The 26,440-nt window shown below is 69.6% G+C and carries 29 protein-coding genes; 18 read left to right on the top strand and 11 right to left on the bottom strand.

Annotated elements, in window-relative coordinates; genetic code table 11:
• Positions 1–28 precede the first annotated feature (28 nt).
• Positions 29–1,069 (top strand): amino acid ABC transporter substrate-binding protein, encoded by a 1,041-nt coding sequence (locus tag ACF3NH_RS14800; RefSeq protein WP_422923781.1) that lies wholly within the window; start codon positions 29–31, stop codon positions 1,067–1,069.
• A 42-nt stretch (positions 1,070–1,111) separates the two neighbouring features.
• Here the strand turns inward: ACF3NH_RS14800 and ACF3NH_RS14795 are convergent, their stop codons facing one another.
• Both ACF3NH_RS14795 and ACF3NH_RS14790 read right to left on the bottom strand, forming a co-directional pair.
• On the bottom strand, positions 1,112–2,383 hold the full coding sequence (locus ACF3NH_RS14795; RefSeq protein ID WP_422923779.1) for a hydantoinase/carbamoylase family amidase: 1,272 nt from the start codon (positions 2,381–2,383) through the stop codon (positions 1,112–1,114).
• On the bottom strand, positions 2,376–3,164 hold the full coding sequence (locus ACF3NH_RS14790; RefSeq protein ID WP_198367998.1) for an SDR family oxidoreductase: 789 nt from the start codon (positions 3,162–3,164) through the stop codon (positions 2,376–2,378). Before ACF3NH_RS14790 ends, ACF3NH_RS14795 begins: the two co-directional genes overlap by 8 nt.
• Positions 3,165–3,338: 174 nt before the next feature.
• Here ACF3NH_RS14790 and ACF3NH_RS14785 point away from each other — a divergent pair, with 174 nt between their 5' ends.
• From ACF3NH_RS14785 to ACF3NH_RS14775, 3 genes are read left to right on the top strand one after another with little or no spacing between them, the layout of a single operon-like run.
• Positions 3,339–4,322: a 2-hydroxyacid dehydrogenase gene (locus tag ACF3NH_RS14785; protein ID WP_422923776.1), complete on the top strand. Its 984-nt coding sequence runs from the start codon at positions 3,339–3,341 to the stop codon at positions 4,320–4,322.
• Between the two features lie 6 nt (positions 4,323–4,328).
• The gene (locus ACF3NH_RS14780; RefSeq protein ID WP_198368000.1) at positions 4,329–5,297 is read left to right on the top strand and encodes a 2-hydroxyacid dehydrogenase; all 969 of its coding nucleotides are present in this window, start codon (positions 4,329–4,331) and stop codon (positions 5,295–5,297) included.
• A gap of 33 nt (positions 5,298–5,330) precedes the next feature.
• Complete coding sequence (locus ACF3NH_RS14775) at positions 5,331–5,975, top strand: flavin reductase family protein (RefSeq protein WP_422923774.1); 645 nt, start codon at positions 5,331–5,333, stop codon at positions 5,973–5,975.
• A 24-nt stretch (positions 5,976–5,999) separates the two neighbouring features.
• Here the strand turns inward: ACF3NH_RS14775 and ACF3NH_RS14770 are convergent, their stop codons facing one another.
• A complete protein-coding gene (locus tag ACF3NH_RS14770) occupies positions 6,000–7,031 on the bottom strand; it encodes an AbrB family transcriptional regulator (protein WP_370592081.1) in 1,032 nt (343 codons plus the stop codon).
• Between the two features lie 217 nt (positions 7,032–7,248).
• A complete protein-coding gene (locus tag ACF3NH_RS14765; protein WP_198368002.1) occupies positions 7,249–8,307 on the bottom strand; it encodes a glycosyltransferase family 4 protein in 1,059 nt (352 codons plus the stop codon).
• Between the two features lie 131 nt (positions 8,308–8,438).
• Between ACF3NH_RS14765 and ACF3NH_RS14760 the strand changes: the two genes are divergently transcribed.
• The 6 genes from ACF3NH_RS14760 to ACF3NH_RS14735 all read left to right on the top strand — a co-directional run bounded on the left by ACF3NH_RS14760 (position 8,439) and on the right by ACF3NH_RS14735 (position 15,927).
• A complete protein-coding gene (locus ACF3NH_RS14760) occupies positions 8,439–10,244 on the top strand; it encodes an ABC transporter ATP-binding protein (protein ID WP_422923771.1) in 1,806 nt (601 codons plus the stop codon).
• 16 nt (positions 10,245–10,260) lie between these two features.
• A complete protein-coding gene (locus ACF3NH_RS14755; protein WP_422923769.1) occupies positions 10,261–11,673 on the top strand; it encodes an alpha,alpha-trehalose-phosphate synthase (UDP-forming) in 1,413 nt (470 codons plus the stop codon).
• A gap of 80 nt (positions 11,674–11,753) precedes the next feature.
• Complete coding sequence (locus tag ACF3NH_RS14750; protein ID WP_422923767.1) at positions 11,754–12,314, top strand: nucleoside 2-deoxyribosyltransferase; 561 nt, start codon at positions 11,754–11,756, stop codon at positions 12,312–12,314.
• 102 nt (positions 12,315–12,416) lie between these two features.
• On the top strand, positions 12,417–12,899 hold the full coding sequence (gene dps, locus ACF3NH_RS14745) for a DNA starvation/stationary phase protection protein Dps (RefSeq protein ID WP_198368005.1): 483 nt from the start codon (positions 12,417–12,419) through the stop codon (positions 12,897–12,899).
• Between the two features lie 124 nt (positions 12,900–13,023).
• Positions 13,024–14,997, top strand: coding sequence for a DNA topoisomerase IV subunit B (parE, locus tag ACF3NH_RS14740; protein ID WP_422923765.1), 1,974 nt, complete (start codon positions 13,024–13,026; stop codon positions 14,995–14,997).
• Positions 14,998–15,261: 264 nt separating this feature from the next.
• Complete coding sequence (locus ACF3NH_RS14735) at positions 15,262–15,927, top strand: hypothetical protein (RefSeq protein WP_099095918.1); 666 nt, start codon at positions 15,262–15,264, stop codon at positions 15,925–15,927.
• Positions 15,928–16,190: 263 nt separating this feature from the next.
• On the opposite strand, the gene ACF3NH_RS14730 is transcribed toward ACF3NH_RS14735, so the two are convergent.
• Positions 16,191–16,424 carry a hypothetical protein gene (locus ACF3NH_RS14730; protein WP_099095917.1) on the bottom strand — a complete coding sequence of 78 codons (234 nt, stop codon included), beginning with the start codon at positions 16,422–16,424 and terminating at the stop codon, positions 16,191–16,193.
• A gap of 112 nt (positions 16,425–16,536) precedes the next feature.
• Between ACF3NH_RS14730 and ACF3NH_RS14725 the strand changes: the two genes are divergently transcribed.
• Entirely contained in the window at positions 16,537–16,857 is a 321-nt protein-coding gene (locus ACF3NH_RS14725; protein WP_141563148.1) for a hypothetical protein, read from the top strand.
• Positions 16,858–17,301: 444 nt separating this feature from the next.
• On the opposite strand, the gene ACF3NH_RS14720 is transcribed toward ACF3NH_RS14725, so the two are convergent.
• Positions 17,302–17,664: a hypothetical protein gene (locus ACF3NH_RS14720; protein WP_099095914.1), complete on the bottom strand. Its 363-nt coding sequence runs from the start codon at positions 17,662–17,664 to the stop codon at positions 17,302–17,304.
• A gap of 200 nt (positions 17,665–17,864) precedes the next feature.
• On the opposite strand from ACF3NH_RS14720, the gene ACF3NH_RS14715 reads away from it, so the two are divergent.
• Positions 17,865–18,143 carry an SOS response-associated peptidase gene (locus ACF3NH_RS14715; protein WP_232477424.1) on the top strand — a complete coding sequence of 93 codons (279 nt, stop codon included), beginning with the start codon at positions 17,865–17,867 and terminating at the stop codon, positions 18,141–18,143.
• A gap of 127 nt (positions 18,144–18,270) precedes the next feature.
• Here ACF3NH_RS14715 and ACF3NH_RS14710 read toward each other — a convergent pair whose 3' ends face one another.
• Together ACF3NH_RS14710 and ACF3NH_RS14705 are read right to left on the bottom strand one after the other, a co-directional pair.
• Entirely contained in the window at positions 18,271–18,876 is a 606-nt protein-coding gene (locus ACF3NH_RS14710; protein WP_099095913.1) for a hypothetical protein, read from the bottom strand.
• Complete coding sequence (locus ACF3NH_RS14705) at positions 18,873–19,067, bottom strand: hypothetical protein (protein WP_141563147.1); 195 nt, start codon at positions 19,065–19,067, stop codon at positions 18,873–18,875. Before ACF3NH_RS14705 ends, ACF3NH_RS14710 begins: the two co-directional genes overlap by 4 nt.
• 216 nt (positions 19,068–19,283) lie before the next feature.
• Between ACF3NH_RS14705 and ACF3NH_RS14700 the strand changes: the two genes are divergently transcribed.
• The 4 genes from ACF3NH_RS14700 to ACF3NH_RS14685 are packed head-to-tail and all read left to right on the top strand — an operon-like array spanning position 19,284 to position 23,054.
• Positions 19,284–19,706: a PadR family transcriptional regulator gene (locus ACF3NH_RS14700; RefSeq protein ID WP_099095912.1), complete on the top strand. Its 423-nt coding sequence runs from the start codon at positions 19,284–19,286 to the stop codon at positions 19,704–19,706.
• A gap of 55 nt (positions 19,707–19,761) precedes the next feature.
• Positions 19,762–21,225, top strand: coding sequence for an FAD-dependent oxidoreductase (locus tag ACF3NH_RS14695; RefSeq protein ID WP_404700455.1), 1,464 nt, complete (start codon positions 19,762–19,764; stop codon positions 21,223–21,225).
• Positions 21,222–22,448 carry an MFS transporter gene (locus ACF3NH_RS14690; RefSeq protein ID WP_176559832.1) on the top strand — a complete coding sequence of 409 codons (1,227 nt, stop codon included), beginning with the start codon at positions 21,222–21,224 and terminating at the stop codon, positions 22,446–22,448. Before ACF3NH_RS14695 ends, ACF3NH_RS14690 begins: the two co-directional genes overlap by 4 nt.
• 33 nt (positions 22,449–22,481) lie before the next feature.
• On the top strand, positions 22,482–23,054 hold the full coding sequence (locus tag ACF3NH_RS14685; protein ID WP_007002444.1) for a GNAT family N-acetyltransferase: 573 nt from the start codon (positions 22,482–22,484) through the stop codon (positions 23,052–23,054).
• A gap of 193 nt (positions 23,055–23,247) precedes the next feature.
• Here the strand turns inward: ACF3NH_RS14685 and ACF3NH_RS14680 are convergent, their stop codons facing one another.
• A complete protein-coding gene (locus tag ACF3NH_RS14680) occupies positions 23,248–23,652 on the bottom strand; it encodes a MerR family transcriptional regulator (protein ID WP_007002445.1) in 405 nt (134 codons plus the stop codon).
• 85 nt (positions 23,653–23,737) lie between these two features.
• Between ACF3NH_RS14680 and ACF3NH_RS14675 the strand changes: the two genes are divergently transcribed.
• Together ACF3NH_RS14675 and ACF3NH_RS14670 are read left to right on the top strand one after the other, a co-directional pair.
• Positions 23,738–24,118 carry a mercuric transporter MerT family protein gene (locus ACF3NH_RS14675; protein WP_245538228.1) on the top strand — a complete coding sequence of 127 codons (381 nt, stop codon included), beginning with the start codon at positions 23,738–23,740 and terminating at the stop codon, positions 24,116–24,118.
• Positions 24,119–24,125: 7 nt separating this feature from the next.
• Positions 24,126–24,359 carry a GDCCVxC domain-containing (seleno)protein gene (locus ACF3NH_RS14670; RefSeq protein WP_081798710.1) on the top strand — a complete coding sequence of 78 codons (234 nt, stop codon included), beginning with the start codon at positions 24,126–24,128 and terminating at the stop codon, positions 24,357–24,359.
• Between the two features lie 37 nt (positions 24,360–24,396).
• On the opposite strand, the gene ACF3NH_RS14665 is transcribed toward ACF3NH_RS14670, so the two are convergent.
• Together ACF3NH_RS14665 and ACF3NH_RS14660 are read right to left on the bottom strand one after the other, a co-directional pair.
• Positions 24,397–25,374, bottom strand: coding sequence for an arsenic resistance protein (locus ACF3NH_RS14665; protein ID WP_007002448.1), 978 nt, complete (start codon positions 25,372–25,374; stop codon positions 24,397–24,399).
• Positions 25,375–25,681: 307 nt separating this feature from the next.
• Positions 25,682–26,320 (bottom strand): cation diffusion facilitator family transporter, encoded by a 639-nt coding sequence (locus ACF3NH_RS14660; protein ID WP_007002449.1) that lies wholly within the window; start codon positions 26,318–26,320, stop codon positions 25,682–25,684.
• Positions 26,321–26,440 lie beyond the last annotated feature (120 nt).

Here is a 26,440-nt window from a genome sequence, read left to right as displayed (position 1 = left end):
ACACGGGCTCTCCATCAGGGATGCCCTCATGCTCCGACTGCGTCTGCCTGCCCTCGCGGCGCTGCCTCTCCTCGCCACCATGGCGCTGGCTCCCCCGATCCAGGCACAGCCTGCCCCCGCCGGATCAACCCTGGCCGCCGTGCGGGCCAAGGGGCTGCTGGATTGCAGCGCCAACCAGGGTTCGCAAGGCTTCGGCGTGCCGGACAGCCGGGGAGAGCAGCAGGGGCTGGACCCCGACATCTGCCGCGCCGTCGCCGCGGCCGTCCTCGGCCCCGACGCCCGCATCCGCTGGACGGTGCTGACCAGCGCGACCCGCGTCACCGCCCTGCAATCAGGGCAGGTGGACCTCGTCGCCCGTACCTTCACCTGGACCCATGCGCGGGAGATCAGCGCCGGGCTGCAATTCGGCCCCGTGACCTTCTATGACGGCCAGGGCTTCATCGTGCCGAAGCGCAGCGGCGTGAAGCGCGCCGTGGAACTGGACGGCGCTTCGATCTGCGTCAGCGCCGGCTCGACCAACGAGCTGAACCTGGCCGACTGGGCACGCACCAACGGGGTGCGCGTCAACCCCGTGGTCTTCGAGAACCCCACCGACACCCGCTCCGCCTACACCAACAGCCGTTGCGATGCCTATACGCTGGATGCGAGCCAGCTCGCCGGCTTCATCACCAGCCTGCCGCGCGACGAGCACGTCATCCTGCCCGACATCATCTCGAAGGAGCCACTGACCCCGGCGGTGCGCAAGGGCGACGGGCAGTGGTACGACATCGTCCGCTGGACCGTCTTCGCCCTCATCCTGGCCGAGGAGCACGGCATCACCCGCGCCAATGTGGATGCCATGCTGGAGAGCCAGAACCCGGAAGTGCGGCGCCTGCTCGGCGTGGCGGGGGATCACGGGCCGGCCATGGGGCTGGACCGGCGCTGGGCCTACCACGCCATCAAGGCCGTCGGGAATTACGGCGAGATCTTCGAGCGGCACCTCGGCCAGGATTCGCCGCTCGGGCTGGAGCGCGGGCTCAACGCGCTCTGGAACAAGGGAGGGCTGATGTACGCGCCGCCCATCCGCTGAAGCCGGCGCCGGAGGGCGGCCACCGCCGCCCCCCGGCCCGTCTCAGGCCGCGGCCTCGCGCAGCCACTCCGTCATCACCCCGCAGGCGGCGGAGAAGTCCTCCATCCGCATCGCCTCGTGCGGATTGTGGCTGCCGTTCTGGTTGCGGACGAACAGCATGGCCGCCGGAATGCCGGCCGCGGCGAAAGCGGCCGCGTCATGTCCGGCGCCCGAGGCCATCTCCAGGCTCGCGACCCCCGCCGCGCCGGCCGCCCGGGCCAGGGCGGCGCGCAGATCCGCATCCATCGGCGCCGCCACGGAGCCGGTCTCGGGGCCAAGCTCGAAGCGCACGCCGCGCCGCGCCGCGATCGCCGTCACCTGCCGGGCCAGCTCGTCGAAGATGGCATCGACACTGGCCGGGTTCACGCTGCGCACATCCAGCATGAAGGTCGCCTCGCCGGGGATCTTGGTGAAGCCCGCCTCGGCGGTGGTGGCCAGGGTGCAGAAGGTGCAGACCAGCCGGTGGCCCTCCGCCTCCAGCGCGGCCCAGCGGTCGTCCAGCGCCACGGCCAGCTCGGCCAGCGCGATGGCGGCGTCGCGGCGGTAGCGGCGGGGCGTGGCGCCCGAATGGTTGTACTCGCCCAGCACACGGCCCTGGCGCAGCCGCCGGCTGCCCGGAATGCCGGTGACGATGCCGAGCGGCACGCCCTCGCCCTCCAGCACCGGGCCCTGCTCGATATGCAGCTCCAGGAAGGCGGCGGTGTTCTCGGGCGTGATCACCGCCTCGCCGCGCGCGGCGAAGCCGGGATCGAAGCCTTCCTCACGCATGTGCTCGGCCAGGCTGCGGCCGCTGTCCTGGCGCTTCAGCTCGAGCTCGGCCGCCTTCAGCCGCCCGAGCGCGCCACGGCTGCCGGGATAGGAGGTCGGGAACCAGGCCCCCGCCTCCTCCGCCCGCAGCGCGATCACGGTGATGTCGCGCGCCGGCCGGAAGCCGCCCCGCTTCAGCCCGGCGACGGCGGCGAGCGCCGAGAGCACCCCCGCCGCGCCGTCGAAGTTGCCGCCATTCGGCACGGAATCCATATGGCTGCCGAGCAGCAGGCGCTTCGCCGCGCGATCGGCGCCCGGCAGCGTCATGTGCAGGTTGCCGACCGGATCCGCCGAGACCTCCAGCCCCAGGGCCCCGGCCTCGCGCCGCAGCACCTCATGCGCCATGCGCTCGCCGGGGCCATAGGCCTCGCGGGTGATGCCGATGCCGTCGAAGCTCCGCTCGCGCAGCTCGTCGAAGAGCCGCGCGGCGAGGCCGACATCCGGCACCAGGTTCAGCCGTTCAGACACAGCGCACGGCTCCGCCGTCGATGATATGGACGCGGCCGGTGGTGTAGGCGGCGCGGTCCGAGGCCAGGAAGGCGCCCATCGGGCCGAACTCCCGGGGCTCGCCGTAGCGTCCCACGGGAATGGCGGCGGAACGCTCGGCGACCAGGGCCTCGATGCTCTTGCCCGTCTTCTGCGCCGCCGCCGCCAGGGTCTCGCGCGTGCGGTCCGTGGCGAATGCGCCGGGGGCCAGGATGTTGCAGGTGATGCCCTCGCCGGCCAGCTCGGCCGAGAGCGTCTTGTTCCAGCCGACGATGGCGGCGCGCAGCGTGTTGGACAGCGCGAGACCCGGCAGCGGCTGCACCATGCCGGTCGAGCCCACGGCCAGGATGCGGCCCCACTTCCGCTCGCGCATGGCGGGGAGCAGCCGGTTGGCGATGCGGATCGGCGAGAGGACGATGCGCTGGAACCAGGTGACGAGGTCCTCCTGCTTCATCTCCAGCGCCGAGCAGGTTGGCGGGCCGCCATGGTTGAGCACCAGGATATCGACGCCGCCCAGCGCCGCCACGGCCGCATCGGCCAGCCGGTCCATCTGCGCACCCTCGGCGACATCGGCCGGAATGCCGACGGCCTGCGGCGCGCCCAGCGCCATCAGCTCCGCGGCCACGCGATCCAGGCTTTCCTGGCTGCGGCCCGAGACGGCGACCGCCACGCCTTCCGCCGCCAGCGCGTCGGCAATCGACCGGCCCAGCCCCTTCGAGGCCCCCATCACCAGGGCGCGCCGCCCCTGCAGACCCAGATCCATGGTCCCGCTCCTCATCGCGTGTTTCGCGCCGGACCCTGGACGCTTCGCCGCCACCTGACAACTCCCCTTCGTTTACAATCCTCTCCGGTCCCGCGCCCTCCCGTCCCAACGCCTCTGGCCAGATGCCGGCCGGCGGGTAAGCTGGACGACAAGCCTCGGGAGGAAAGAGAGACCATGGGAGCCACCGCCATGCCGCGACACCGGCTGGTCTGCGTCCGCCGCCTGCCGCCCGCCGTGGCCGCCAGGGCACGCGCGGAATACGACGCCGTGCTGTTCGACGATCGCGACATCGGGCGGGAGGAGTCGCTGGAGCTGCTCGCCGGCCGGGGCGCGGAGGCGCTGCTGTTCAGCTCCGGCTTCGCGCTGGACGCCGCCTATATCGCCGCCCTGCCCGACAGCGTGCGGGTCGCCGCCACCTGCTCGGTCGGCTTCGACCATGTCGACGTGGTGGCGGCGAAGGCGCGCGGCCTCGTCGTCACCAACACCCCCGACGTGCTGACCGGCTGCACCGCCGACCTCGCCTTCTCCCTGCTGCTCGCCGCCGCCCGCCGCCTGCCCGAGGCCGACCGGATGATGCGGCAGGACGCCTGGGGCCCCCGCTCGATGGGCGACTTCCTGGGCACCCGCGTCTGGGGCAAGACGCTCGGCATCATCGGCATGGGGCGCATCGGCCGGGCCGTGGCGCGGCGGGCGCGCGGCTTCGACATGCGCGTGCTCTATCATGACGTCGCCCCCCTGCCCCCGGCGCTGGAGGAGGGGGCGCATCACGTGCCCGACCTCGCCGAGCTGCTGCGCCGCAGCCAGTTCGTCTCGCTGCACTGCCCGCTGCTCCCCTCGACCCGGCATCTCCTGAACCGGGAGACCCTCGCCCTGCTGCCACCCGGCGCCATCGTGGTGAATGCCGCGCGTGGCGGGCTGATCGAGGAGGCGGCGCTGATCGAGGCGCTGCGCGAGGGCCGCCTCGCCGCCGCCGGGCTCGATGTCTTCGAGGGCGAGCCGCGCTTCGACCGGCGCTTCATCGACCTGCCCAATGTCGCGCTGGCGCCGCATATCGGCAGCGGCACGGTGGAGACGCGAGACGCCATGGGTTTCCGCTGCCTCGACAACATCGCCGCCGTGCTCGCCGACCATCCCGCCATCGACCCGCTCTGGAGCTGACCCCGCATGAGCAAGCCCGTCCTGCTTCTGACCCGGCGCTTCCCCGAGGCCGTCGAGGCCCGTGCCCAGCGCGACTACACCACCATCCCCAATCCGGCCGACACGGTGATGGACGGCCCCGCCATCCTGGCCGCGGCGCGTGACGGCGCGGCGGAGGGCATCCTCTGCGCCGCCGGCGACCCGCTCTCGGCCGAGACCATCCAGGCGCTGCCGGACAGCGTCAGGATCATCGCCACCTTCAGTGTCGGCACCGACCATATCGACCTGGCGGCGGCGAAGGCGCGCGGCATCCATGTCACCAACACGCCGGACGTGCTGAGCGTCGCCACCGCCGAGATCGCCATGCTGCTGATCCTGACCGCCGCCCGGCGCGGCGGCGAAGCGGAACGGATGCTGCGCGCGCGGGAATGGACGGGCTGGGCGCCGACGCAGCTCATGGGCGTGACGCTGGAGGGCAAGACGCTCGGCATCCTCGGCATGGGGCGCATCGGCCAGGCCCTGGCCCGGATGGCGCGCGGCTTCGGCATGGCGGTGCACTACCGCAACCGCAGGCGCCTCTCCCCGCAGGAGGAGCAGGGCGCGGTCTATCACGACAGCGACGAGGGCTTCCTCGGCGCCATCGACGTGCTGTCGATGCACATCCCGGGCGGCGCTGCGACGCGGCACTGGCTGAACGCGGAACGCATCGCACGGCTGAAGCGCGGCGCCATCGTGGTGAACACCGGCCGTGGCACCACCGTCGATGACGCCGCCCTCTGCGCCGCGCTGGAAGCGGGGCATCTGCGCGCCGCCGGGCTCGATGTCTTCGCCGGCGAGCCGCACATCTTCGAGGGCTACCACACCACGCCCAACCTGGTGCTGCTGCCGCATCTGGGCAGCGCCACCATCGAGACCCGTGACGCCATGGGCTTCCGCTGCCTCGACAATCTGGACGCCGTGCTGCGGCGCGGCGCGGCGCCGCTGCACCCCGCCTGACGGCCCCCTCCCCTCCCTGAACAGGACGCCCGCATGCTCTTCGACTTCGACAGGATCCCGACCCGCGAGGCCTACAAGCTCATGGTCTCGACCGTGGTACCGCGCCCGATCGCCTGGGTCGTCAGCCAGGACAAGGCCGGGGTGGTGAACGCCGCCCCCTTCTCCTTCTTCAACGCCTTCGGCGACGATCCGCCGGTGGTCGGCTTCTCCTGCGGCCCGCGCCCCGACGGGCCGGCGGCCAAGGACACGCTGAGCAATATCGAGGCGACCGGCCAGTTCGTGGTCTGCCTGGTGAACGAGGCGATGGGCGAGGCGATGAGCGCGACGGCCGCCGATTTCCCGCCCGAGCTGGACGAGCTGGCCGAGGTCGGCCTCACCGCCGTGCCGAGCACGCGAGTGGCGCCGCCGCGCATCGGCGAAAGTCCCGTGGCGATGGAATGCGAGACCTTCCAGATCGTCCCGGTCGGCCATCACCGGCTGATCCTCGGCCGGGTGCGGGCGCTGCATGTGCGGGACGACTGCGTCTCCAACCCCGAGAAGTACTATATCGACACGCCGAAGCTGGAGCTGCTGGGCCGCATGCATGGCCGTGGCTGGTATGCCCGCACCACCGACAGGATCGATATCCCGCGCGTCAGCTTTGCCCAGTGGCAGGAGAGGAAGGCCGGCAAGGGCTGAAGCCGCCCCCCGGCGCGCCGCCTCTCAGGGCCCGCGCTTCGTCGCCGCCGGCAGGCGCGCGGCGACGAAGCGCGCGATGGCCGGGCTGACCAGCATGACGATGAGGAAGCGGGCTGTCTGCATCGCCATGACGAAGGCGAGGTCGGCGCCGCTGGCGGCGGCGATGATGGCCACCGAATCCAGTCCGCCCGGGCTGGTGGCGAGATAGGCGGTGAGCGGGTCGATCCCCATGACGGCGCTGAGCAGCAGGCCGAAGGCGCCGCAGAAGGCGATGAGCGCCAGCATGGACGCTGCGATGCGCGGCAGGGCCCGCGCGACATGCAGCAGGATCTGCCGGGTGAAGCGCAGCCCGATGCTCCAGCCGATGGCGGCATAGCTGATCGCCAGCAGCCAGGGGGGCAGGACGATGGTCAGCATCCCGGCCGATTGCAGCGCCGCCGCCAGCGCCATCGGCAGCAGCACCGGGCCGGCGGGAATCGGCAGCACCTTCCCCAGCGCGGCGCTGCCCAGCCCGACCGCCAGGACGGCGGCGAGGTCCGCCGGGTCGACCGCGGGGAACCAGGGCACCGCCGCCACATCGGGCACCGGCAGGGCCCAGAACCGCGCCACCAGGGTGGCCGCCAGAGCGACCAGCACGACCCGCAGATAGATCATCACCGCCACCAGGCGGACATCGGCGCCATGCGCCTCCGCCATCACCATCATGGCGGAGGCCGCGCCGGGCGCCGAACCCCAGACGGCGGCGGTGCCCGGCAGGACCTGCCGCCGCGCCAGGAGCCAGCCGAGGAAGCTGCTGGCGCCGATGGCCGAGAACACGCCCAGCAGGAAAACCGGCCAGTCGGCCGCGATCTCCCTCAGGATGTCCGGCGTGATGGCACGGGCGATCAGGCAGCCGATCACCCCCTGGGCCAGGGCGAAGGGCCAGGGGCCGAGGCGCAGCCCGGTATCCCCCATGGCGACCAGGATGGCAGCGCCCATGCAGCCCAGCAGCATCGCGGCCGGCAGCCCCAGCAGCTCCAGCATCAGCACCACCGGCACCGAGACCAGGAGCAGCACGGCCCACTGCCCCGCCAGGGGAAGACCGCGAAGGCTGGGGAGACCGCCCTGTCTCAAGAGGACGGCGCCTCAGCGCGGGGCCGAGGCGGCACGGGGCACGCGGCTCAGGCAAGGGGTCATGAGGGTATCCAACATCCGAAGGTCGGGCCGCCCGGTATGCTGCGCCGCACACCGGACGGTCAAGCCTGGCCCCTTCCTCCCCCCTTGGAGGGGCGGCTCAGGCGCCGATGGCGCGCAGCCTCGGCTTGCGGCTGGCCTCGATCAACTCCTCATAGACGGAGACATAGTCCTCGGCCATGCGGCGGGCGGTGAAGCGCTGCTCGAAGCGGGCCCGCACCTGGCCGCGGTCCAGCGAGGGGATGCGGGCGACCGCCGCCACCGCCTCGTCCTCGTTCTCGACGATGAAGCCGGTCAGCCCGTCCTCCATCACCTCGGGCACCGAGCCCCGACGCATGGCGATGACCGGCGTGCCGCAGGCCATGGCCTCGATCATCACCAGCCCGAAGGGCTCCGGCCAGTCGATCGGGAACAGCAGGGCATGGGCGCCGGAGAGGAAATCGGGCTTCTGGCAGTCGCTGATCTCGCCGATGAACTCGACATGGCCCTGGCCCAGCAGCGGCGCGATCTCGCGCTCGTAATAGGCACGGTCGGCGCTGTCGATCTTGGCGGCGACCTTCAGCGTCACCCCGGCGCGGGCGGCGATGCGGATGGCCTTGTCCAGCCCCTTCTCCGGCGAGACGCGGCCGAGAAAGGCGAAGTAGCTCTGGTCGACCGGCTGCGGCGTCAGTCGGTCCTTCGGCATGCCGTGCAGCACGGTGCGCACCCAGTTCAGATCGGGGATCGGCAGGCGCTGGTGATCGGAGATGGAGACATAGGGCGTGTGGCCGTAGGTCTCGTAGATCATCTTGAACTCGGGCAGATCGAGCCGGCCGTGCAGCGTCGTCAGGAAGGGCGTGCGCTGACGGTCGAGCAGGCCCAGCGGGAAGTAGTCGATATGGGAGTGGATGACGTCGAACTCGCCGGCGCGCTGCGCCACCTGCTCGACCATGCGCATGTAATGCGCCACCCAGTCCTTCACCGTCGGGTCGAGACGCAGCGCCTCGCCGCGCATGGCGGCGAGCTTGGCCGCCGTCACGGAATCCCCGCTGGCGAAGAGGGTGACGTCGTGGCCCATGGCCACCAACTCTTCCGTCAGCGAGGACACCACCCGCTCGGTGCCGCCGTACAACTTGGGCGGAACGGCCTCGAACAGCGGCGCGATTTGAGCGATACGCATCTAGCGATCCCTTTTTCTCAGCACGGAGACTACCGTTACTTGAAACAGGCGCCGTTTGACTTGACCGAACGGGAGACTACCTGTACTCAGCCGGTAAACTACAAATCCAATATGGCGAAAAGTGGGCTGTCTTGACTGCGATCCCACCCCTGCGGCGCTCGGCCACGGCCTTCCTCCTCGACTATGTGGCCCGCCGGAAGGCGGGACATGCCCTGGTGTTCGGGACGGTCCTGGCCGCCATCCTCTGCGCGGTTTCGACGCAGTATGGGCTCAAGCACCTCATCGACCGGCTGGCCGCCGGGCCCGTCGGGTCCCTGGATGGAATCTGGCCCGCCTTCCTGTTCCTCTGCGCCCTGATCCTGGCCGACAGCCTGCTCTGGCGCCTGGCCGGCTGGGCGGCCGCGCGCAGCTTCACCGCCGTCGGCGGCGATATCCGCCGTGACCTGTTCGGCCATCTGGCCGGCCAGGACCCCGGCTACTTCGCCGACCGGCTTCCCGGCGCCCTGGCGGCGCGCGTCTCCGCCACCGCCCAGGCCGCCTTCACGGTGGAGAACACCCTGGCCTGGAACGTGGTTCCACCGCTCGGCGCGATTCTCATCGCCATCGGCTTCACCGCGACGGTCCATCCGCCCCTGGCCCTCGCCCTCGGGCTGCTGGCCGGGCTGATCGCCGCGCTGATGTACCGCCTGGCGCGGCGTGGCATGCCGCTGCACCGCCGCCTCGCCTCGCGCAGCGCCATGGTGGACGGGGAACTCGTGGATGTCGTGGGCAACATCGGCACCGTGCGCGCCTTCGGCGCGCTGGGGCGGGAGAAGGCGCGCCTGACCGGCTTCATCGGCGCCGAGATCGCCGCGCACCGGGCCAGCCTCTACAACATGGAGAGGCTGCGGCTGGTTCATGCGCTGCTCACCGCCCTGCTGACCGCCGCCGTGCTCGCCGCCGCGCTCGCCCTCTGGCAGCAGGGCCGCGCCAGCATCGGCGACGTCGCGCTGCTCGCCACCCTGTCGCTGACCATCCTCAACGGCACGCGCGACATCGCCGTGGCGGCGGTCGATCTCACCCAGCAGATGGCGCGGCTGGCCGAGGCCACCGAGACGCTGCTGATCCCGCATGCCCTGGCCGAGCGGCCGGACGCGGTGCCGCTGCGCCGTCCCGCTCTCCCGGATGCCCTCCCTGGCGCGGTCCCTGGCGCGGTCGCCTTCGAGGCGGTGCGCTTCGCCTATCCCGGGCGGCCCGCCGTGCTGGACGGGCTCAGCCTCGCCATCCCCGCCGGGCAGCGCGTCGGGCTGGTGGGCCATTCGGGCGCGGGCAAGTCCACCCTGCTCGCCCTGCTGCAACGCTTCCACGACCCGGCCGCGGGCCGTGTCATGATCGACGGGCAGGATCTGCGCGGTGTGACGCTGGACAGCCTGCACGCCGCCCTGGCGGTGGTGCCGCAGGACACGGCGCTGTTCCACCGCTCGGTGCTGGAGAACATCCGCTATGGCCGGCCTGGCGCGGACGAGGTGGCGGTGCGGCAGGCGGCCGAGGCGGCGCAATGCCTCGGCTTCATCGAGGCGCTGCCGCAGGGCTTCGACACGCTGGTCGGCAATCGCGGCGTCCGGCTGTCGGGCGGGCAGCGCCAGCGCCTGGCCATCGCCCGGGCGCTGCTGAAGGACGCGCCGATCCTGCTGCTCGACGAGGCGACCAGCGCGCTGGACAGCGAATCCGAGCGGGCCGTCCAGGCGGCTCTGGACCGGCTGATGCGGGGCCGGACCGTCATCGCCGTCGCCCACCGCCTCTCGACCCTGCAAAATTTCGACAGAATCATCGTGATGAATGCCGGCAGGATCGAGCAGGACGGCGCTCCCCAGGAGCTGGCCGGCCGGCCCGGTCCCTATCAGGAATTGCTGCGGCGGCAGCAGGCCGGCCTCCTGCCGGAGCTGCCCGCGGTCTGAGGGACGAGGCACGCGCATGTCGCGACTGGTCGTGGTTTCCAACCGTGTCGCCCCGATCACCGAGGGCGAAGCCACCGCGGGCGGCCTCGCCGCCGGCGTGATGGACGCGCTGCGCCACAGCGGCGGCTTGTGGTTCGGCTGGTCCGGCAACACGGTGCCGGACGTGGTGCCGCCGGGCACCCTGCCCCCCGGCCTGCCCCCGGCCATCGCCCGCAGCGGGCCGGTGACGCTCTACACCACCGACCTGACGCGCCGCGACTACGATGACTACTATCGCGGCTTCGCCAATGGCACGCTCTGGCCGATCCTGCACGACCAGACGGCGCTGTCCCGCTTCGATCGCGGGGAGTTCGCCGGCTATCGCCGGGTCAACGCGCATTTCGCCCGTCATCTCGCCGATCTCATCGGCCCGGAGGACGTGATCTGGGCGCATGACTACCACCTGCTCGGCCTGGCCGAGGCGCTGCGCGCGCTGGGCGTCACGAACCGCATCGGCCTGTTCCTGCACACGCCCTGGCCGGCTCCCTCCGTGCTGATGGCGGTGCCGGCCCATGCCGAGCTGCTCCGCGCCATGACGCATTATGACCTGATCGGTTTCCAGACGGAGCGCGACCGCCAGGCCTTCGGCGATTACGTCCGCCGGGAGATGGGGGGAGAGGAGCTGCCGGGCGGGGTGTTCCGCGTCCGGGAGCGGAGCCTGCGGACCGGCGTCTATCCGATCGGCGTGCAGGTGGAGGCGCTGCGCGCCGAGGCGCGCACCGCCGGGGCGGAACGGCTGCCGGCGCTGCGCGCCAGCCTGGCCGGGCGCTCCCTGGTGATGAGCGTCGACCGCCTGGATTACTCGAAGGGGCTGCGGCAGCGCTTCCGTGCCTATGAGCGCTTCCTCGCCGAGCACCCGGACTGGCACCGCCGCGTCGAGTTCCTGCAGATCGCCCCGCCCTCGCGCGCCGATGTCGAGGCCTACCAGGTGATCCGCCGCGAGCTGGAGGGCGAGGCCGGGCGCATCAACGGGCGCTTCGCCGAGCTGGACTGGACGCCGCTGCGCTATCTGAACCGGAGCTTCCCGCGCAACGCGCTAATGCCGCTCTACGCCGCCGCGCGGGTCGGACTGGTGACGCCGCTGCGCGATGGCATGAACCTCGTGGCCAAGGAGTATGTCGCGGCGCAGGACCCGGAGGACCCCGGCGTGCTGGTCCTCTCGCAGTTCGCCGGCGCGGCCTGCGAGATGGCCTCGGCCCTGCTGGTCAATCCGCATGACGAGGCGGGCGTCGCCGCCGCTCTGGAGCAGGCGCTCGCCATGCCGCTGGGGGAGCGGCGGGAGCGGCATGCCGATCTGCTGGCGGTGATGCGGCGGAACAGCCTGGAGCGCTGGCGCGACCGTTTCGTAGCCGATCTCCGGGGCCTTCCCACAGCGGCCCAGGCCGCCTGAAACCGCCATCCGGCGGGCGCCATGTTCTTTTTTTGATCCCTCCCCTGGCCGGCCGGCGAAGGCCGGGGCAAAGTGCCGGCATGCGCATCTATCTCGCCGGCCCCGACGTTTTCCTGCCCGATGCCGCCCTGGTGGCGGCGCAGAAGAAGCGTATCTGCGCGGAGCATGGCGCGACGGGCGTCTTCCCGACCGACCCGGTCGAGGACGCCGCCGCCGATGCCGCGACCGAGCGGTTTCTCGAGATCTATCTGCGCAACGAGGCGCATATCCGTGCTTGCGATGCGCTGATCGCCAACCTGACCCCCTTCCGCGGGCCCTCGGCCGATGCCGGGACGATCTATGAACTCGGCTTCATGCGCGCCCTCGGTCGGCCGGTCCATGGCTATGCCAATGTCGCGCAGGACTTCACGTGCCGCACGCGCGCCTTCCTCGGCCCTCTGGCGCGGCAGGATGCCACGGGCCGCTGGGTCGATGAGGAAGGGCTCCATCTGGAAGACTTCGGCTGCCACGACAATCTGATGATCGATGGCGGCATCCGCGCGGCGGGCGGCGCGCTGTTCGCCCGGGCGGTGCCGCCGGAGCGCCGCTGGCACGATCTGGAGGCCTTCGAGGCCTGCGTGCGCGTCCTGATGGAACGCTGACCGCGAATCATCACGCGCCTCCCGCCATGGCCCCCCTGGCATCGCCGCAAGGCAACTCCATCTGAGCTTCAGCGTTACATTGTTCAAAGAGGAGTATCGCTCATGGCCCTGCATGCCACCCGCAACGACCTCGGCGAGAATGCCAAGAAGGTCGCCGTCAATGTCCTAAATGGCACCCTGGTCGACATGAACGACCTGACCAACTGCGTCCGCATGGCGCACTGGACGATGAAGGGTCCGAACTTCATCGGTCTGCACACCATGCTGGAGGGCTTCTACAACGAGCTCTTCGCCGGCGCCGACGACGTGGCGGAACGGATCGTCCAGCTGGGCGGCACGCCCGACGGCACCAGCCAGCTGATCAGCGACAAGAGCCGGCTCAAGCCCTATTCGCAGGCGACCACCTACACGATGGACCATGTGAAGGAGCTGGCCGACCGTTTCGCCGCCTTCGCCAAGTCCGTCCGCGAGGGGATCGACAGCACCGATGAGGCGGGCGACGCCGACACCGCCGATCTCCTGACCGCCCTGTCGCGCGACATCGACAAGAAGCTCTGGATGCTGGAAGCGCATCTGGAGAAGTAAGGCGGCACCCCGCCGCGGGCGGACGCGTCGAGGGGCCGGGGATTTCCCCGGCCCCTTTTTCCTGCCGGGGTTGCGGGGTCCGGCCTCCCTTCGCTAGTTTGCCCGGCGAAGGTGTGAACAAGACATGAACGATCTCTTCGGCGGCCGCGGCGCCAAGTCCCAGCCAGGCACATCCTACTCGGCCAAGGACATCGAGGTTCTGGAGGGGCTGGAGCCCGTGCGGCGCCGGCCGGGCATGTATATCGGCGGCACGGACGAGAATGCGCTGCACCACCTCGCCGCCGAGGTGCTCGACAACGCCATGGACGAGGCCGTGGCGGGCCACGCCGACCGCATCGAGGTCACGCTCGAGGCTGGCAATCTGTTCACCGTGCGCGACAACGGGCGCGGCATCCCGACCGACCCGCATCCGAAGTTTCCCAAGCTTTCCGCCCTGGAGGTGATTCTCACCACCCTGCATTCGGGCGGCAAGTTCTCCGGCAAGGCCTATGACACCTCCGGCGGGCTGCACGGCGTCGGCAGCTCTGTGGTCAATGCCCTGTCGGAGCGGCTGGAGGTGGAGGTGGCGCGCGACCGCACCCTCTTCACCCAGGCCTATGCGCGCGGCAAGCCGCTGGGGCCGTTGAAGAACGCCGGGCCGGTGCACAACCGGCGGGGCACCACCATCCGCTTCCGGCCCGATCCGGAGATCTTCGGCGCGCAGCAATTCTCGGCGACGCGCCTGTTCCGCCTCTGCCGCTCGAAGGCCTATCTCTTCCGCGGCGTCGAGATCCGCTGGTCCTGCGATCCGGCCCTGGTGAAGGACGACACCCCGTCACAGGCGATCCTGCACTTCCCGGGCGGCCTCTCGGACTTCCTGGCGGCCGCGGTCGAGGCCGCCGGCACCGTCATCCCCACCCCCTGGGCTGGCGAGACGAGCTTTCCGGGCGGCGCCGGGCGGGCCGAATGGGCGGTGACCTGGCTGGAACGGGGCGAGGGCTTCCTCCACACCTACGCCAACACCATCCCGACGCCGCAGGGCGGCACGCACGAGGCCGGCCTGCGCGCGGCACTGGTGAAGGGGCTCCGCGCCTATGGCGAGCTGAAGAAGGAGCGGCGCGCCGCCAGCGTCACCGCCGAGGATATCCTGGGCGGCCTGGCCGGCATGCTGTCGGTCTTCATCCGCGAGCCGCAGTTCCAGGGCCAGACCAAGGACAAGCTGACCTCGCCCGAGGCGGCGAAGCTGGTCGAGGCCGGCCTGCGCGACCACTTCGACCACTGGCTGGCGGGCGATCCGGCCACCGCCGGCAATCTCCTCGCCTTCGCCATCGAGCGGGCCGAGGAGCGCATCCGTCGTCGCGAGCAGAAGGACACGCCCCGCAAGACCGCGACCCGCCGCCTGCGCCTGCCCGGCAAGCTCGCCGACTGCTCGCGCGAGTCGGCGGACGGCACGGAGCTTTTCCTGGTCGAGGGCGATTCGGCCGGTGGCTCGGCCAAGCAGGCGCGCGACCGCGAGACCCAGGCGGTGCTGCCCCTGCGCGGCAAGATCCTGAACGTCGCCTCGGCCAGCGCCGACAAGCTGCGGCAGAACCAGGAGCTGAAGGACCTGATCGAGGCGCTGGGCTGTGGCGCCGGCGAGCGCTTCGACCTCGCCCGCCTGCGCTACGGCCGTGTCGTCATCATGACCGACGCCGATGTGGACGGCGCGCACATCGCCGCCCTTCTGATGACCTTCTTCTACAAGGAACTGCCCGAGCTGGTGCGCCAGGGCCGGGTCTATCTGGCGCAGCCGCCGCTCTACCGCCTCGCCACCGCCGGCAAGACCCTCTACGCCATGGATGACGCGGAGCGCGAGAAGCTGCTCAGGAAGGCGTTCAAGCCGAACCAGAAGGTCGAGGTGAGCCGCTTCAAGGGCCTGGGCGAGATGCCGCCCGCCTCCCTGAAGGAGACCACCATGGATCCGCGCAAGCGGACCCTTCTGCGGGTGGTGCTGCCGCCGGAGGAGCGGGCCGCCACCTCCGAGCTGATCGAGGCCCTGATGGGCCGCAGGCCCGAGCTGCGCTTCCGCTTCATCCAGGAGAATGCCGCGCGCCTGGACCTGGAGGCGGTGGACGCCTGATTATAAGCGCGCACCAAACGGGAGACTCCGGCGCCATTCAGTAGACTGGCGCTCTCCTAACCCGTTGCTTTCATTGACAAAGGGCGCGGAATCCTCGCGCCCTTTTTGCTTGCCGAAACGCGGCGAGACCCTGCGCAAGCAGAGTCACCCGGCGCTGGCCTTCCGCCCAAGGAAAACGACAGGTTTCACCCTGCGCGTGCTGCAACCGGCGCCAGAGTCTCCCGTTTACCTTGCGTTATGGGAAGCAGCTCTGAACCCGGCGCCGTGATCGCCAATGAACTCGACGCCCTGCTCGCCAGCGTCCCCCCGCTGTTCGCCGAGGGCATCTCGACGTTTGCTTATGAAGTGGTCGAGCTCGAGATGGAGCAACTGGCTGCAGCGCGGGCGAAGGCGACGGCGTGGCTTGAGAAGGCACGTATCCGCAACGACGGTAACGATGTGGCATGCATTGCGGCGATTGCGGTCCTGGATGCCCGACAGGCACGAGTTATGGAGGGGCTCCGCACCCTATTGCGGCTGCAAGCGTACCTCGAGCGCAGGCGCGACCACATTGTGCCGCCATCGTCGGTGTCGCCCAAGAGCAAGCCTGACAGCAAGAACAGCCGCGTGCGAGATCGGGTCGCCGCCATCCTTGCAGAAGGCGGCCCGACACACCGGACGGAGCTCCTCAAGGTCGTACTGGCGGACGGTCTCCTGGGTGCGGAGCAACGCCCCATGAATCGACTGGCATCAATTCTGGCCAGCAATGGCCACCTATTCGGCTCCGACTCCAGGGGGACATACTTCCTGTTGAGCCCCGAGCCCGAGGAACAGACCCGGTCGCCTAGTCGTACCGGTCTGTCAGCGGGACGCCGCCCGGCGTTTCCCACGTCGCAACCGGAGCAAGGAGATGATGGCCATGCGAGCGCGTGCGCCGTTTATAATACCTAAGGCGGGCCTTCCCGCCTGAAATCCAGACTGTAGCCGCAGACTGAACGCAAGAAGGCACCCCTACCTGGATCTGACCATCCAGGTAGGGGCACCTCTTGTCTTAGCGCCTAGTCGCACCGTCATCAGAACGTGGCCAGGATCCCTTGGGTTGCACAGATGGCACCGGCAACCCGGTTCCTGAGGTTCTCCGGACAACCTGACGCGCCACCTCAATCATGTGGTGACTGCACCTCGTCCCATCTTCGCTGCCGCAGCCCGGCCCGCTACTCGCGCCAGTACGCCCAGGCGAGCCACAACAGCCCGGCTATTCCGCCCGCCGTCGCCGCCGACCCGGCCACCGTGAACACCACCACGGTCGCGGCCTGCCCCACGGTGGCGCCCGGATCCACGATGCCGTCCAGCCAGCCAGCAGGCATTGGCTCACCGCCGAAGACCAGAATCGCAGCGGCTAGCGCTGACACAGCCGCCATCTTCAGTGTGTAGGTTGCCAGCCCCATCGGTCGCTCCCTTGCCCCTGGCATCGAAACGTCCGGGCAGCATAGGAGGTTCATTGCCGCTTGCCAGGGCTCATGGCACCGGGGCTAGGCTCGGTCCGCAGGAGGACCGCCCATGCCGCCCTACCCAAGTGACCCAGCCATCCAAGCCGAGGCCCGGCGCCTCGCCTCCGAAGACCTGGACCGTGACCTTGGCGCCGTCGCCGAGATGCTGGCCGAGCGTGGCCATCATGGTCCCGATGGCAGGCCATACGCCGCACGCACCGTGGCCAACTTGCTCGACGAGGAACTCGTCCATAGGCGCGAGGACCGACAGCGGGCGCTCAGGGCCGAGGCAGGTGCCGACTTCAACCGCTGGCTTGCCCAGCATGGCCAGGGGTTCGTCGCGGGTGGTGCGGATGCCTTCCTTCAGAAGGCAGCCTCGCCCGAGCGCTGATTTCCTGACCTCCGACGAGGCCCTTGTCTGGCGGCGTGACCATCCCGTCCTGCACGATCTCGTCGCCGGTCGACTGGTCCGCCTGCCAGGTACGAAGCAGGCCGAGCTCCGGGAGGTCCCGGCCACCCTCGCCGCCGCGGTGTGGATGGTGGCGAGCCACCTCACGGCGAGCCGTCGGTGGGTGGCGCGGCCAAAGGACGAGTTTGGCGCCGTGCCACTCGGCGTGGCGGCGAAGGACTGTAGCGGTCTCACGCAGTTGCTGCGGTTGCCGGAGGCGATCTGGCCCGGCTGCACCGCTCCAACCCCGTTATGGCGCCGTTCGAGGTAGGCTTCCCGGGCGCCAGCTTGCTACGGGACAGCGGACGCTTTGCCGCTGTGGAAGTTCACCGCCGCTAACGAGTCGAGACGCTTGCGCCTTCGGCTCCGATGACGAGGGTCACACCCTCAATCAAGCGAGTACATCGTCATCGTATCCCTAGCGGACGCCTTCACCTCCAAGCTTAACCTCGAGCTCGCCACGAAGGAACGAATGACCCGCTTGGCAAACTCCTCATCCTCGAAGCCGTCCCGATAGAGCGCGCCAATCGCGGTCACGGCCATGATGGACTTCGCAGAGGGGCGGGAGACGCCAACGTCTGACATGCGCCATTCAAAGCTTGTCTGCGAGCCGTCTATCGCCGCCTGCAAAGTGGCGTCGTCACCATCCCGCTGCACCACGAAGATCTCGCTCCAAAACTCGTTCGCAGCGGCGAAGGCCCGAGGATACTTGTCCTCGCCCTTCATGAGGGACCCAATCACGTCCAGCATCTACACCTTCCAACGGCTCAGCCCAAGCAATGGAGATGGGGGGCAGCTTTGGCGCTTTCAATGAACACGTGCGCGACGGGCAAGTCTTCACATGGTCCAGTCTGGGCCACCTTCTGCTTCCGGAGGGTACGACCTCGTACTCGGCTCGTGCTCCTCGCTCGCGCCTCTTCAACAGCGTGGGGCAGTGAACCCAGGCATCGGTGACCGATGCGTGCGGTGCGGCCTATCCGGGCGCCGGATCCGCCCGGTTCCCCCTCGACACAATGAGCATGTCGGCATCCGGCAGTGGCCTCTGGAGTTGCTGGGCGACATCCCAGGGCGCCATCCACCTCAAGGCGATGCCGGTGATGCTGACGACACCGGACGAGATAGACACTTGGCTGCAGGCGCCGTGGGGGATCGCCCGCGAGCTGCAGCGACCATTGCCGGACAACGACATGCTCATCGTGAGCAAGGGTAACCGCAAGGATCCGGCCTAGCCTGGCGCGACCTGATTGGCGGGTCGTCTGGCTGGCAAGCGGCGACTGCACCTCCACACCACCCCTCGGTCATCCACGGATTCCGATTCGGCCCGGCTCTCAGGCGAACGCACCTTGAAGGTAGCAGTCAACGCGGCAGGAACAGGCCCTTGATGCAGGCGGAATTGCAGACGGCAATCTGGGTATGGGTCTTCAAGTAAAAGCCTCCGTCCGGGTAGACGGGCTCGCCTTCGGTGAGGAGACCGCGGACGGTGTCGAACGGGCCCGGCTTCTCGCTTCCGGCAGGCAGATCGTAATCCTCCTCCAAGATGGCATGGAGGCGGCGGATCACGGCGCAGTCCAGGTTGCGGAGCAGCTTGTCGTTGGTCGTGCTGCCCCTGACATCCCTATTACGAGGCAGCGCCTGCCCGCTCTTCTCCCGCGTGGCCACCAGACTGTCATAGGCGTTTCTCAGGAGATTGAGGTTCTCGCGGACCAGAAGGTCCAAGCAGTTGCCCAGGTCGATGACGGCACCCAGAACAAAGGGCTTCTTGTAATCGCCACGGGCGACCTTGTCCTCGGCCCACTCCAGTGCGCGTCCGGGATCGCCCTCCCAGAAGTAAACACCGGGGCCGAGCCAATCATAATCTTTCTCACTCCGCAGCAGGTTCACCTCACCTGCAAGGGCCTTCCTGCCCACCTTCTCATCGCAGTCGTGGTAGCCCAATACGAAGGAAGTGGCGTAGCGACTCAACTACGAGCTGCGGTTGGCTTCTTCGACGGCTTCTTCGGCGCCGGGCCACCGTATTCGGGGGCAAGACGACCATCGGCCGTCCGGATGCCCTCGCGGACCAGCGCTTCACGGGCAACGGCACGGGTGGTCGTGTTCACCTCGGTGTACCGCCTCGCCATGATCTCGAAGGTCTTGCGCTGGGCTTCCGTCATCTACCGCTCCTGTTGCCGGATAACCTAGTGCGCCCCAAGGCTTGAAACGACATCCGCGAGGCTTCCCCCGCAGCCCCACTCCGGGCGCAGGCGGTAACGGGCGTGCAAGGTATAGGACTGATTCAGCGGTGTCTCGCGCCATCCCAGGCGCCAGAGTCGCCCATCACTGTCCAATGTAGCCTTGATACCTCGCCCTCCAAGGCATAGGGTTCCGACATGTCGAAGGAACCCACCCTCCGCGCCGTCGCCCGACCTTCCCCGGACTTCACGGACCGGGCCTACTGGGCCGGGACCATCAAGATGGCGCTCAGCCGTTTCTTCGTCCTCCAGGTGCTGCACGACGGCCCGGCGCACGGCTACGACATCGCCCGTGCCGTCGAGCGGACCACCAACGGCTGCTGCTCGCCCTCCGAGGGTGCCCTCTACCCGACGCTGCGCGAGTTCGAGCAGGGCGGCTACCTGACATCCGCTTCGGAAATCGTCTCCGGTCGCGAGCGCAAGGTCTACACGCTGACCGACAGGGGCCGCGACGCCTTCAAGGTCGGCCTGGAGGCATGGATGGACGCCACGGCGGCCCTGACCGAGACCGACCGCGCCGCTGCTGCCCGCGACCAGGCCAAGGGTGCCTGCCGATGCTGACCGTTGGCTTGCCCACATACATCGCCCACCGAGGCATACCCAAGGGGAACGTCAAATGACGTCTTGCTGCTCCGCCACGCCGCGCCCTCAGAACAGGGCCTCTGAGGGCCACGCCGCCCTCGGATCGCTACCTGTCGCCATCATCGGCGGCGGTCCGGTCGGCCTCGCCGCCGCAGCGCATCTGCTGGAGCGTGGCCTCGAGCCGGTCATCCTGGAAGCCGGTCCCTCGGTCGGCACGGCGCCGCTTGCCTGGGGCCACGTCCCCATGTTCTCCCCCTGGCGCTACAACATCGACCGGGCGGCCCAAGCCCTGCTGGAGCGGCACTGCTGGATGGCGCCTGACGCCGATGGCTTCCCGACCGGACGCGAACTCGCCGACGACTACCTGGCGCCGCTCGCCGCGCTGCCGGAGATCGCTGGCCGCCTGCGCCTGAACACGCGGGTGACCGGCGTCGTCCGGCAACGCGTGGGCAAGGTCCGCGACGCCGGGCGCGAGGACCAGCCCTTCGAGGTCAGGTTCCAGGCCGACGGACGCGAGGGCCGCCTCCTCGCTCGCGCCGTCATAGTGGCCACCGGCACCTGGGGCAGTCCCAGCCCGGCCGGTGCCTCCGGTATGCCCGCCGTGGGCGAACGCGAGGCCGCCGAGCGAATCCGCCACGGCATGCCGGACGTGCTGGGCGCCGACCACGGCCGCTACGCGGGCAAGCGCGTCCTCGTCGTCGGGTCGGGCCACTCGGCCGTTGGCACCCTCATCGACCTCGCCCGCCTGGCCGAACAGGCGCCGGGCACGGCTGTCCTGTGGGCGGCCCGCGGCGCCGACCTGACGCGGGCCTACGGCGGTGGCGCCGCCGACCAGCTGCCGGAGCGCGGCGCCCTCGGCCAACGGCTGCGGCGCCTCGTGGAGGCCGGTGCCGTCGAGCTGCTCGCGCCCTTCGCGGTGGATGAGGTTCGCCGGGGCACCGGTGGTTCCCTGCAGGTCAAGGGTCTCGAAGGCAGGACGGTGGCGGCGGACGAGATGGTGGTCGCCACCGGCCTACGGCCCGACCTCGGAATCCTTGGCGAGGTCCGCCTGGACCTGGACCCGGCGCTGGAGTGCCCGCGCGTGCTGGCGCCGCTGATCGATCCCAACCTGCACTCCTGCGGCACCGTCCGGCCGCACGGCGCCTTCGAGCTCCAGCAGCCGGACAGCGGGCTTTTCCTTGCCGGGATGGCCAGCTACGGGCGGGCGCCCACCTTCCTGCTGGCCACCGGCCACGAGCAGGTGCGCTCCATCGCCGCCTTCCTCGCGGGCGACCTCGAGGCCGCGCGCCGTGTCGAGCTCGATCTGCCGGAGACCGGCGTCTGCAGCTCGAGCCGCGTGCTGCCCGGCGCCGCCGACGTGGTGTCCTCTTGCTGCGCTCCCGCGGCACCCCCGGTCGCCTGCTGCTCCTCGCGGCCGGAGCAGGAGCTGGTCAAGGAAACGACGTGCTGCGGGACCAACACCGCGCGGGCGACCGTACCGTCCGAGCCCGCCGAATGAGCCAGGCCACGACACCGGGAAGCGCCCTTGCCGGTGCGGCAGCAGGCCGCAACCGGCTGACGGTCGTCTCGGCCATCGGCGTCGGCCAAATCCTTGCCTGGGGTTCCTCCTACTACCTGCTAGCCGTCCTGGCCGGACCGATTGCCGCGGACACCGGCTGGCCGCTCACCTGGATCATGGGCGCCCTGTCTATTGGCATGCTGGTGTCCGGCTTGGCTTCGCCGCGCATCGGCCACCTGATTCACCGGCACGGCGGCCGCCCCGTGCTCGCCGCCAGCGCCGTCCTGCTCTCCGCGGGCCTGCTGCTGCTCGGGCTGGCGCCGAGCCTGCCGGTGTTCGTAGTCGCCTGGGTGGTGCTCGGGCTGGCCATGGGGGCCGGGCTCTACGACCCGGCATTCTCGACGCTGGGGCGTCTCTGTGGCGAGCAGGCGCGCTCGGCCATCACCCACGTCACCCTGTTCGGCGGCTTCGCCAGCACGGTCTGCTGGCCGCTCAGTGCCTTCCTGGTTGACCACCTGGGCTGGCGCGGCGCCTGCCTGACCTACGCCGCCATCCACCTCGCCGTGGTGCTGCCGCTCTACCTGTTCGGCGTGCCGCGCGAGTTGGCCAAGCCCGCTGCGGCACCCACGGCCGCCAAGGCTGCCGTGGCGCCAGGCCATGTGCAGGCGGGCCAGCGCTACGCCTTCGTCGTGCTGGCAGCGGGGTTCACCCTGGCGGCGGTCATCATGACCGTCATCTCCGTCCACCTGCTGACACTGCTGCAGTCGCAAGGGCTGGCGCTGGCGGCGGCCGTCGCCTTGGGCACGCTGATCGGCCCGGCGCAGGTCGGCGCCCGCGTGCTGGAGATGCTGTTCGGCAAGAAGGCGCATCCCATCTGGAGCCTGGTCGCGTCCGCGGTGCTGGTGGCGGTCGGCCTGGGCATGCTGGTGGGTGCGCCCGGCGTCGTGGCCGCAGGCATCGTCATGTACGGCATGGGCAGTGGCGTCCGCTCCATCGCCCGCGACACGGTGCCCTTGGCCCTGTTCGGCAAGGAGGGCTACGCCGTGCTGATGGGCCGCATCGCCATGCCGACCCTCATCGCGCAGGCAGCCTCGCCCTTTCTCGGCGCCTGGCTGCTGGACAGCTTCGGCACGCAGGCGACGCTGGCTATCCTGTGCGGGGCAGCGATGCTGAACATCCTGATGGTGCTGGCACTCGTGCCCAATGCGCTCCGGCGTTCCTGACAGTCATCCTCCATCCAAGAAAACGAGGTTCCCGTGCCTGAACTGATCACAACCGCCCTCACCAATCAGCCCGCCGAGGTGACCATCCGGCCTGCCAGAGAGGCCGACATGGACGCTGTTGCCACCATCTATCGGCACCACGTGCTCCATGGCACCGCCACCTTCGAGACAGAGGCACCGACGGCCGAAGATATGCGGCAGCGACGCATCGCCATCACCGAACGCGGGCTGCCCTACCTGGTGGCCGAGGACACCGATTGTCGCGTGCTCGGCTACGCCTACGCGGGCGCTTATCGGCCCAGGCCTGCCTACCGGAATACACTCGAGAACTCGGTCTACATCAGCGAGGAGGCCCGAGGGCGCGGCATCGGCCGCCGCCTGCTCGAGGCCCTCATCCAGGAGTGCGCCGCACTCGGCTACCGGCAGATGGTGGCCGTCATCGGCGACAGCGCGAACGAGGCGTCCATCCGCCTGCACAAGGCGTTCGGATTTCAGCCGATCGGCACCTTGCGCTCGGTTGGCCGCAAGCACGGGCGATGGCTGGATACTGTGCTGATGCAGTTGGCTTTGGGGGACGGTGACGAGACGGCACCCGAGGTGGAGTAAGGGCCTTCCCCCTGACATCCTTCGCCAGCAAACTGGCGAAGGCGGTACTCGGCATGGTGGGAACCAGCCTCCGCATCAGCAAATGCAGATCAGCTTGGCGACGCTGCCGATTTGGCCGCTATGCCCGACGCAATGGCCGCCACGACCACTCACAGCAATCGACTGCTAGCCCATGGCCCTCCTTGCGCTGCGCCTAGGTAGTGGCCGCTGTTCCCGACAAGGTCTCAATCAGTGGGCATGTGGCCTGCTCCCCGGATTGACATTGCTGCACGGCACCATCCAGTACACGCTCCATCGCCTGGAGGTCGGCAATTCGGGAGCGGACATCCGCGAGGTGTGCTGCGGCGATGCCATGGACCTCGGTGCAGGCGCCTGCACCAAGTTCGAGGAGCGCGCCCACCTCGTTCAGGGTGAAGCCAAGCTCCCGCGCGCGCCGCACGAACCTCAGCCGCCTGATGTCCTCCTCACCGAAGAGGCGGTAGCGCCCCCGGCGGGCCGGTATTGGAAGCAAGCCAATCCGCTCGTAATAGCGGATCGTCTCGATGTTGCAGCCCGTCCGCCGCGAGAGTTCACCGATGGCAACGCCGCTCTGCCCCATCCCATGCGCCTCCTCAGAAAGGACTTGAGTCTGTAGTCGCTACAGACGGTAGGTAGGCTGCATAGCTGAGACAAGGAGGCCGACCGTGTCCGACACCCAAGTGAATGCTACCCCGGCACATGGGGCGGTCCAGGAAGCCGGTGCGATGGTGCTGACGACGACGGGCATCGCCGCAGCCTTCGGTGCGGCCTCCTGCTGTGCGCTGCCGATGCTTCTTGGCTCCCTCGGGCTGGGAAGCGCTTGGCTCTTCGGGCTGGCGGTCCTTCTGGGGCCGTACCGCACGATCCTGCTCGCCGCCGCAGCCGCGTGCCTGGCTGGCGGAGCGGTCCTGCTCTGGCGCCAGCGGGCAGCGGTTGCCTGCGAGCCGGGCTCCGCCTGCTCCCCCAACCCAGCCCTCCGGCTTGTCGTTCCGGCAGGTTTGGCGGTCGGGATCATCCTGTTGGTGCTCGGTTATGCGTACGTGTGAGGACCCGATGATCCTGGAGTCGACAATCACCTGCCCGCACTGCGGCACGGCGAGAACCGAGACAATGCCGACCGATGCCTGCCAGTACTTCTATGACTGCACCGGCTGCGGAACGCTGCTCCGGCCCAAGCAGGGCGACTGCTGTGTGTTCTGCTCCTACGGCACGGTGCCGTGCCCGCCTGTCCAGGTGGACGGGAAGGGTTGTTGCCACGCGGAAGATCCGCCGCCAGCGGCTGGCTGACCCTTTCCCCGCGTGGTCGGCAACGGCGGGATGACCGTCACTCCGCAGCAAGGCCGGGGTTGGCGGGCACCAGCCTCGGCACCCAGCGGATGTAGACCAGCATGGCGACGAGTTCGACGAGCGTCTGCGTCACCACCGCGGCAGGCAGCAGCGCACCGGCTTCCGGGATAGCGAAGGCCAGCGGCAGGACGACCAGGGAGTTCCGGGTGCCGCCGCTGAAGGTGACCGCCCTCGCCGCGCCCGCCTCCAGGCCCGCATACCTGGAGATGACGCTACCTACGACCGGCATCAGCGCGGCGAAAGCGACGTAGACCGGCACCAGCATGGCGACGGAGCCTGCCTGGGCCGCCACGTTCGGGGCAACGGCCGCGATGACCACCAACAGCACCACGGCCATCAGGGGAACGGGCAGCCATCCCATGGCGTCCGCGACCGCCTTCCCGGCGCCGAAGCGCGCCGCCCACGCCTGAGTGGCCGCGGCGAGAGCCAGGGGCACGGCGATCAGCCAGACGAAGGCTTCGATGAAGGGACCGGGCTGCATCATCGCCATGGCCCGCTCGCCGATGAACAGGCCGAGGTAGACGGGGAGCAGCAGCATCTGCGCCACCAGCAGCACCGGCGTCGCCGCCAGGATGAGGCGGGCGTCCCCGCGGCCGAGGTGGGTGAACACGACCACGTAGTCGATGCAGGGCGCCAGCAGCACCATCAGGACACCCAGGCGCAGCACCCATTGCTCGCCGGGCAGCATGGAAGCCAGGGCGAACGCCACCAGGGGCGCGGCAACGAAGTTCACCGCCAGCAGCGTCAGCAGGAAGCGCCCGTTGGCCAGGCTCCTTCGCAGGTCCGCCAGCGGCACCTGGAGGAAGGTCACGTACAGCAGGGCCGCGAGGGCGGGGTTGATGACCGCCCCCCACGCCGCGCCGGGCGCGGCGACGGCCGCGATCGCGCCCGCCACGACGGCGGCGAAGTAGATGGCGACTTGGTTCTCTTCCAGGCCGGTGCGGGTGATGGCCAAGTTGTCGGCTCCTCCGTGGTGAGCGGGCAACCGATGTCACGCCGCGGGTGTGGTGACGTGGTTAGGCTCGCCAGCCGCAGCAGGCAGCCCGCTTTGCAAGGACCGGAACGGAAAGGTCTTCCAGGAAGGTGCACCGGCTGGCCGGGCCCCGGCGCAAGCCGCCGTGCCATACCCCAGGAAGCCGCGCCCTCGCTGTGGCGCCTGCCCACCTGCTGCTCCTGCCAAGGGCAGCAACGATGGGCAGCGCCGTTATCATCATGCCTGTTGCATGCACCACCAAGCAGGCAAGCTGATAAGTTGATGGCGGCTATCGGTCGGACTGCTGTTCTCCCTGGCCTGCCTTATCAAGGTCGCTACGAGCATCACGGATGATTGCCCAGGCGGATTGCAGGAACAGCCCGGCGATGACGAACGCCACGGCGAGGTCTGGCCACGCAGTTTCGGTCCACCAGACCAGGCCCGCCGCGACCACCACGGCCAGGTTGCCGATGGCATCGTTGCGACTGAACAGCCAGACGGCCCGGACGTTGGCGTCGCCCTCGCGGTGCGGCATGAGGACCGCTGCGGAGGCCACGTTCACCACCAGCGCGACGGCGCCGAAGAGGCCCATGAGCTCGGCCTCGGGCTGGTTCAGCACCAGCACCCGATAGCCGGTGGTGGCGAGCACGCCCACGCCAAGCACGGCAAGAAACAGGCCCTGAATGAGGGCGGAGCGGGCACGCCAGGCGAGGCTCCAGCCGATCGCCAGCAGGCCAAGGAAGCTGATTAGGCCATCGCCGAGGAAGTCGAGGGCGTCCGCCTTGAGCGCCTGGCTGCCGGAGATGAAGCCGCCGACCATCTCCACCAGGCCATAACCGACATTGAGGCCGACCACGATCCAGAGCGCCCGGCGGTAGGCGGGCGTGATGTGGGCGAGGTCCTTGGGCAGGTCGTCGTCGTCGCTCATCCGATGCTCCCGAGCCAAGACCGTACCGATACGTTCAGGGGGTGCCGGATCTGAAATAGCGGACCGGCGCGGCGCCCATGGCCATCAAGATGTCGCGTGCTACGAGGTGACGGGCGCCTT

This window comes from Pseudoroseomonas sp. WGS1072, from assembly GCF_049340465.1.
Taxonomy (GTDB): domain Bacteria; phylum Pseudomonadota; class Alphaproteobacteria; order Acetobacterales; family Acetobacteraceae; genus Pseudoroseomonas.
This window is presented reverse-complemented; position numbering and strand designations above follow the sequence as displayed.